The following is a 6,848-nucleotide window of genomic DNA, read 5'->3' on the forward strand; positions in this document are numbered from 1 at the left end:
GATTGAATTTTTTACAAATTCATCGAAAAAAAGGGTTTCTTGAATGTCGGCTCGTCAAACAGAAGTCCGTAGATCTGCATCGAGCGCAGAACCCGCTTGACATACCCCCGTGTTTCCGAAAAAGGAATTTCTTCCACAAACTCATCCAGCGGAAGGTTTCCCATCCGGGCGCGCCACTTGTTCACATTCCCCGGTCCGGCATTGTAGGCCATCACCGCCAGCGGCACATGGCCCTCGTAACGGTCCACCAGTTTGGCAAAAAAGGAGGAGCCAAGGAGAATATTGGTCCGCGGATCGGTCAAACTGTCCATGGAAAAATTTTCAACGACGGTCGATCGGGCCTGAATGGAGGCGGTGCCGGGCATCAACTGCATCACCCCCACGGCGCCGGCCGACGAGCGGACCTCCGGCAGAAAAAGCGATTCCTCGCGCATGATCCCCTCAATCATCCCGCGCGGCAGTTGTAACCGGCGATTGGCCGCTTCCACCTCTTTGGCGTAGGCCTCGGGATAGAAGGCAAAAAGCATCGGATCATTTTTGCGCTTGACCCCCTCGGTGACACCGTGACCGAAATGCTCTGAGGCCATCGCCAGCGCCTTATTGTAATCGCCCGATTCGATCCATTTTACCGCCATGAGCGGCTTCATCTGCCCCGCCAGATCGGCCTCCTGCTGGGAAAAATAGTCGAGAAGGTCCAAGGCCTCCCTGTGTAAACCCAGCTCGTTCAGCAGATTGACGGTTACGATCGTCTCTTGCGCCTTGGCCTCCACCGGAACCTCGGTATGCGGGCGCGGGATCTGCGGAATGTTGGGCGTCGTGCCAAAACGGTTGGCCGCGATAACGGCGTAGTAGGAAAAGGGGAAATCATCGATGAGGCGCTGATAATAAGAAGAGGACGCCTCCCCCATCTTTTCCAGCGTCCGTCCTTTCCAGTAGAGGGCGCGCGGATAGGACTCATCGTCCCGTGGCGGCGATGCGAGTATCCGGTCGAAAAGTTCGAGCGCCTCCCTGTATTTCTTTTTTTTGTACGCCGGCCAGGCGGTCTCCCAGAGCGCCTCAAGCCGCATATCCCCTTCGGGGAGGGCGATCAACTGACGGATGGCCTTTTTGGCCCGTCCTTCCTGCTTTTGTTCCTCGTAAATTTTCCAAAGGCCGTACCAGGCATCGTCGGTGTAGCGCCCCGACGGAAATTTTTCGATCAAATATTCATAAGTCTCGATCGCCCGATCGGGTTTTTTAAAGGCAAGCTCCAGCTTGCCCTTCCAGTAGAGGGAGCGGACGAGGTATTCGCCGTCGCATTTTTGCGAAACCGCCCCGGAAAATCCATCCAGCGCCTCGGCCGGTTTTTTCAGATTGCGAAGGGAGTTGCCCCATTCGAAAAGGGCGCGGCATTTTTCGGCCAGCGGGAGATGACTGACGGCAATTTCGTCCGGGCGAACGATCACCGGTATGGTATCGTACAACTTTTTGGTGTGCAGGACATGGAGGCGGGTTATCTTGTCGCTTGTTGTTGCGGCCGGATGAATGTCGGGGGAGATCCGCGGGGTTTCCCTCACGTTTGCAGAGTTGCCGTCGATATCCGGAAACAGCGCCCAGATACGGGCGGAAACGGCATCGGCATTTTTTCCCATTTGTCTTAAGGCCTGCTCTTTGGTCCAAAGGGCGTCGCGGTAGATCTGCCGATAAAAAATCTGCGTCGGGTTGATCTGCACATCGGGTTCGGGGGGGAGGGCCTCGAGTTCCTGAAGGACCTGGCGCGGTTGATTCATGCCGAGCCAGGCCTTGGCAAGCGCTGTTTTTTTCCAGAAATCCCAGATGCCTCCGACAGGAATTTTTTCCAGAAGGTTCAGCGCCTCGGGATATTTTTCACTTCTAAGGTAAAGCTCGCTCAACCGAAGCGAAAGCCAGGGGGAGAGGGGGCCCTCTTTTTTGATCGCCTCATTTAACGACGCCTCGGAGGCGGAATCGATGGCGCCATAGCGCTGGGCCCAATCGACCGGCGGTGATGGGGGATTTTCGGCGCCGAAGGCGGTGATTGAAAAAGCGAGAATAGAAAGGAGAGCGGCATACTTCATCACGCGTTATTTTTGCCTGAATCGGGCGTCAAATTCAATTGGTTAGATTTGAAGTAAGGTTTTTTCACCACCACCCAAAAAAATTTAACCTTTTACGCAACTTTGCCCCCTGCACCTGCCGATAATGTTTTCGATCCTTGGGGGGGAGTGTCTATCAATTGTTTGACACAGATTGTCCCCCCGCCGAATTATTTTTGACATATATCAAAATTTGATATATTATGTGGCATGTAACGGTAACATCGAAAGCGGCACGGCAAGCGGAACGCTTGCCGCGGCATATTCAACAGCGCTTCGACCTTTTGACCAAAGAACTTGAGGTGGCTGGGCCGATTCGAGCCGACTGGAAGAACTTTGGCCGGCTTAAGACGCCAAAAAATATTATCCGGTATCACTGTCATATCAAGTTAGGCCGTCCGACTTACGTGGCTTGTTGGGATGTGTTGGATGAAGAAATAAGGCTTTTGGAGATCAACTATGTCGGCACTCACGAAAATGCCCCTTACTGAGGTTCAGGTTTGGCTGGGCAAAAACACTCGGCGCTATACCCGGGTCCCCGCCGGCCGGATAAAGCCCATCCTTATCTGGCTCAAGCATTATGAAGAAAAGCCTGTCTCTTGGCGCGAACTTGCCGGACCACGTATCAAAGCGGCCGGAGGGGAGGCGGCGTATATGTTGAAGGCCGCTCGAAAAAGGGCCGGGATGACGCAGATGCAACTGGCCAAATCATTGGAAATGCCGCAGGGAAATATTTCACAGATCGAATCGGGAAAGCGGCCCATCGGCAAGGCATTGGCAAAGCGGTTGGCCAAAATTTTCAACTTGGATTACCGGGTCTTTTTATAAAATTCAGCCAAGTAGCCGCCCTTGGTCGCTTGAAATCGAAGTTTCCGTAAACGCCCGCTCAAAATGAGAAAAACGTCAAAAGATTGGCATCATTTTTTGGGTTGATTTATGACTGAATTATATCATAATTCAGTCATTAAAGGCATGGCCCGTTATACCGTCCATTTGAAGCCGCATGCAGTAGCCGATCTGGACGGCATGCGAAGGTACGATGCCACCAAGGTGCTCGACGGCATTGAAAAATATTTGAGTTTTGAACCGGCAAAAGAAAGCCGCTCGCGTATCAAGCGACTTAAGGGAAAAGTACCCGCGGATTACCGGTTAAGAATCGACGAGTGGCTCAATTTATGAAGATGGCGAAAAAAGAGCCGGTTTTTATCACCAAAAACGGCAAGATCGAGGCTGTTATGGAAGCCATCAGCGACGATGATATCGAAGACTATCTTTTAGAGCGGAGTCCCCGCTTTCGTTTACTGCTGAAGCATTCGGCCGCCAAAGAAGGGGGAATGTCGCTTTCGGCTTATCGCCGGTCTCGAAAAATGTGACCTCAAAATAAATTACCACTCCTGCTGTTCCTGGCGCGCCTTGTATTTTTCTTCCTTGATCAACAGCTTTCCCCCTTCCGAATCGGCGGAGGTTGACTGAATCTTGTTTAATGTCCGGTCGATGTCGTTCATTTGTTTGATCAGTGCCGGGCTTGGGTTGGACTGGTAGGCGTCTTGAAGGATTCCCCTGGCCTGGGAGAGAAAATTGTTGGCGCCGAAGGTGTTGCCGCCCGCATAACTCTTCATCGCCTCTTCAATCTGACGGCTGGAGGCGATTTTCACCGATTCCACAATCACATCGGGGTTGGCCGATCGCGCAGTTCCTTCCGGACCAGATTTTGAGCGGTGGAGGTGTACTCCAAAGTCACCGTGGCCGCCACCAACTCGCGCGCCTCTTTGATTTTGGGTTTGAAGCGTAAAAGAATTTTTCGGTTCTGGCCGGAAAAGAGATCGGGAATATCGACGACGATTTTATTTCCGCTTTTTTTTGTCTGATAACCGAAGGCATCCATAAATTCGATTTCCCGCTCCGGCTCGACAACGAGCTTTGCCTTTTTTCCCACCACGGTCGAAAGAGCATGGCGTTCCTTTTCAAAGATGCCGGCGATCTGCGGGCCGCTTTCGATGAAATAGTAGTTTCCCCCCGCAGAATCGGCGATGCGGGTCATCATCTCTTCGTCAAAATCGGAACCGAGGCCGAAGGTGGTCACCTGAATCCCTTTTCGGCTCAAACCTTCCGCCAGATTGGCCACCGCCGGAATCTGAACCACCCCGGTGTTTGCGAGGCCGTCCGAGAGGAGAAGGACGCGGTTGATCCGGTTTTCGTCAAAAAATCTCTCCGCCTGTTTTCCCCCTTCCACCATTCCCCCGGCCAGGTCGGTGGACCCGCGCGGCTCCAAAAGGTCGATTTTTTTAAGGAGGACGCCGCGATCTGTTCCGACCAGCGTCGGCTCGGCCAAAACGGTGATCTGCTCATCATACTCCACCAGCGAAACGCGGTCTTCGTTGCCCAACTTGTTGATGAATTCTTTGGCCGCCTGTTTGGCGAAATTGAGTTTGCCGTTATCGGCCATCGAGCCGCTCCGGTCGATGACAATGGTGATATTGAGCGGGAGTTTTTTGGCCGATTCGTTTTTGGCGGTTTTTGTCGTCACCAGAATATAAAAATCCTCGTCGCCCGATCGCAGAATTGTGCCGTGGGAGCTTTTGGCCTCCAAGGTCACTTCGGCGTTGGATGAAGGAGGGGGTGGGGGTTTGGTGAGATAGGCATACGCAGGTGACGCGATCAACAGCAAAAAAACGATGAGCGATCTCGATATCATTTTGTTTCCTTTCTATTTCTCCATCAGTCTCCCTTTTGCCTCCAAGAGGCCGGGATACGAGGGATTCATTTGTTCCAGCTGGTTTAATTTTTTCCGGGCCTCATCGGCACACCCCAGCCTTTCAAGGCAGACAGCCCAGTTGAACAGAACGTCCGGCAGACGAACAAAGTTTGGATATTTCTTGACGATGGCCTCATAGGCGCCGCACGCAGTCGGACACGAGACACCCCCCGTTTGTTTTTCCGGTTGTTTTTCCAGCGCTTCATCAAGCAGTCTGTCCGCTTCGGTGATCGGGGGAACGGCTGTCAGCGACGGGACCAAACCTTTTGCCGGCCCCCCGCCGACATCTCTTTTTTCCTCGGCTGTACCGGACGGCGAAGGGGTGGCCTCTGCCGCTTCAAACTCCTGATAGGCCCCTTCGATATCGTAATCCACCGGTGCGATTTTCTCTTTTTTGGCCGCTATCGGGCGAGCAGTCTCCGCCTCCCTCTTCTCGAGGCCGGTTGGGGGCGAGACGACAGGAACGGCTACTGGAGGCGGTTTGACCGGTCTCGGCTCGGCGGGAAGGACAGATGTTGCCGGCGGCTGTTCATCCGAAATTTTTTCGTGAAATCCGGTGCGATAAAGAATGCCGATGCCGACAGCCATCACCGCCACAACGGCAAAACCGACGGCGCGGTCCCATCTTAAAAAAGCCCAGAGAAGCCGCTCGCGCGGCTTTTCGGTCGATTTACGGGCCTTGAGCCGGATGGCTTCCAACACCCGCGGCGAAGGGGTTTCCAGCGGCTGTTGGACAAAGCTCTCCTCCAGTTTTTGGTAGTCCAGAAGAACCTGCCGACATTCGGAACACTCCTGCAAATGTGCGTGGATTTCGCGCGCACGCGCGCCCGTTATCTGCTTGATATGGGCCTCGTAGAGTTCTTCGGTTGTTGGATGAGATGTCACTTCAAATATCCCCTCTTCCCAAATATCCCCCTCAATGTTTCCGCCGCGTACCGCAGGCGGCTTTTGGCGGTGTTAACGGAGCATTTCATCACGGCGCCGATTTCTTCAAACGTCATTTCCCCCTTCACCTTCAGATAAAACGTCTCGCGCTGTTGAGGGGGGAGTTCACGAAGGGCCTCTTCGAGGAACGAATCGAGCTGGGCGCCGGCGGCTCCTTCCAGAGGGCCAGGGTTGTTGCCCGCCTGCCTGATCTCCAGCGGTTTCTCCTCGTCGACAAAAATCGAGTCGATCCCCGGCGCCCTCTTGTTTTTTCGCGCGGTGTCGATACAGGTATTTCTGCAAACGGTGAAAAGCCAGGCGCGGAACGAAACATCGGTCCGAAATGAATCCCTCTTTTCAATGATCTTGAAAAAGACATCCTGAAAAAGCTCTTCGGCGCTTTGACGGTTTCCAACCGACTTGAGGATCAGCGAAAAAATCGGCGCCTGGTAGCGTTTGAGGAGGAGGTCGAAGGCGGAATGGTCCCCTCCCTTAAAACGCGCAAAAAGGGCCTCGTCGTCGGCCGATTCGTTGTTGATTACCGATAATTCCTTTTCACTCATGAGAAAACGCCGGATTCTAAAAAATAGGTTTAAATTCAGGTTCTTTTGCATTATTAAGGCGACAAGATTCAAAATTGCAATCTCTTTTGTCCGGCGTATAATAAACGCCGGTTGCGCCCAAGCTAACCCAAGGAGGTTCCCATGAGAGTCGTTTCCCAACTTTCCATATTCCTCGAAAACAGGCCGGGCGCCTTTGCCCGTGTCTGCGCCGAATTTGCCAAAAGAGGGGTGAATATGCAGGCAGTGATGGTGGAGGACGCCGTCGATCATGCCGTGATCCGAATGGTGGTCGACAAGGTGAAAAAGGCAAAGGATATTCTGGAAGATCACGGCGCCATTTCGATGGAAAACGAAATTCTGGCCGTCGATATGTCCAACCGTCCCGGCGAATTTGTCAAGGTGGCGCAAAAACTGGCCAAGGCGATGATCAACATGGACTATGCCTACGGCTCCGCCCCCGCCGGCGCCAAGGGAAAGGTGACCCTTTTTGTCCGGGTGCCCGACCCCAACGCG

At 53.4% G+C, this 6,848-nt stretch carries 10 protein-coding genes; 5 read left to right on the top strand and 5 right to left on the bottom strand.

Annotated elements, in window-relative coordinates; all coding sequences use genetic code 11:
- Positions 1-11: 11 nt before the first annotated feature.
- Positions 12-2,078 (bottom strand): transglycosylase SLT domain-containing protein, encoded by a 2,067-nt coding sequence (locus HYU99_05075; protein ID MBI2339721.1) that lies wholly within the window; start codon positions 2,076-2,078, stop codon positions 12-14.
- A 218-nt stretch (positions 2,079-2,296) separates the two neighbouring features.
- Here HYU99_05075 and HYU99_05080 point away from each other — a divergent pair, with 218 nt between their 5' ends.
- From HYU99_05080 to HYU99_05095, 4 genes are all read left to right on the top strand, one after another.
- Positions 2,297-2,584, top strand: coding sequence for a cytotoxic translational repressor of toxin-antitoxin stability system (locus HYU99_05080; protein MBI2339722.1), 288 nt, complete (start codon positions 2,297-2,299; stop codon positions 2,582-2,584).
- Positions 2,571-2,921, top strand: coding sequence for a helix-turn-helix transcriptional regulator (locus tag HYU99_05085; GenBank protein MBI2339723.1), 351 nt, complete (start codon positions 2,571-2,573; stop codon positions 2,919-2,921). The genes HYU99_05080 and HYU99_05085 overlap by 14 nt, the downstream gene beginning before the upstream one ends.
- A 108-nt stretch (positions 2,922-3,029) precedes the next feature.
- Positions 3,030-3,272, top strand: coding sequence for a hypothetical protein (locus HYU99_05090; protein MBI2339724.1), 243 nt, complete (start codon positions 3,030-3,032; stop codon positions 3,270-3,272).
- The gene (locus HYU99_05095; protein ID MBI2339725.1) at positions 3,269-3,466 is read left to right on the top strand and encodes a hypothetical protein; all 198 of its coding nucleotides are present in this window, start codon (positions 3,269-3,271) and stop codon (positions 3,464-3,466) included. Before HYU99_05090 ends, HYU99_05095 begins: the two co-directional genes overlap by 4 nt.
- A 12-nt stretch (positions 3,467-3,478) precedes the next feature.
- On the opposite strand, the gene HYU99_05100 is transcribed toward HYU99_05095, so the two are convergent.
- From HYU99_05100 to HYU99_05115, 4 genes are read right to left on the bottom strand one after another with little or no spacing between them, the layout of a single operon-like run.
- Positions 3,479-3,757, bottom strand: coding sequence for a hypothetical protein (locus HYU99_05100; protein MBI2339726.1), 279 nt, complete (start codon positions 3,755-3,757; stop codon positions 3,479-3,481).
- 2 nt (positions 3,758-3,759) lie between these two features.
- Positions 3,760-4,788: a VWA domain-containing protein gene (locus HYU99_05105; GenBank protein MBI2339727.1), complete on the bottom strand. Its 1,029-nt coding sequence runs from the start codon at positions 4,786-4,788 to the stop codon at positions 3,760-3,762.
- A 12-nt stretch (positions 4,789-4,800) separates the two neighbouring features.
- Positions 4,801-5,733: a hypothetical protein gene (locus HYU99_05110; GenBank protein MBI2339728.1), complete on the bottom strand. Its 933-nt coding sequence runs from the start codon at positions 5,731-5,733 to the stop codon at positions 4,801-4,803.
- Complete coding sequence (locus tag HYU99_05115; protein MBI2339729.1) at positions 5,730-6,386, bottom strand: sigma-70 family RNA polymerase sigma factor; 657 nt, start codon at positions 6,384-6,386, stop codon at positions 5,730-5,732. The genes HYU99_05110 and HYU99_05115 overlap by 4 nt, the downstream gene beginning before the upstream one ends.
- Positions 6,387-6,476: 90 nt before the next feature.
- Between HYU99_05115 and HYU99_05120 the strand changes: the two genes are divergently transcribed.
- Positions 6,477-6,848, top strand: a 372-nt coding sequence (locus HYU99_05120; protein ID MBI2339730.1) for an ACT domain-containing protein, incomplete at its 3' end; no start/stop codon positions are given.

Source organism: Deltaproteobacteria bacterium (assembly GCA_016183175.1).
In the GTDB taxonomy this organism is placed as follows: domain Bacteria; phylum UBA10199; class UBA10199; order UBA10199; family SBBF01; genus JACPFC01.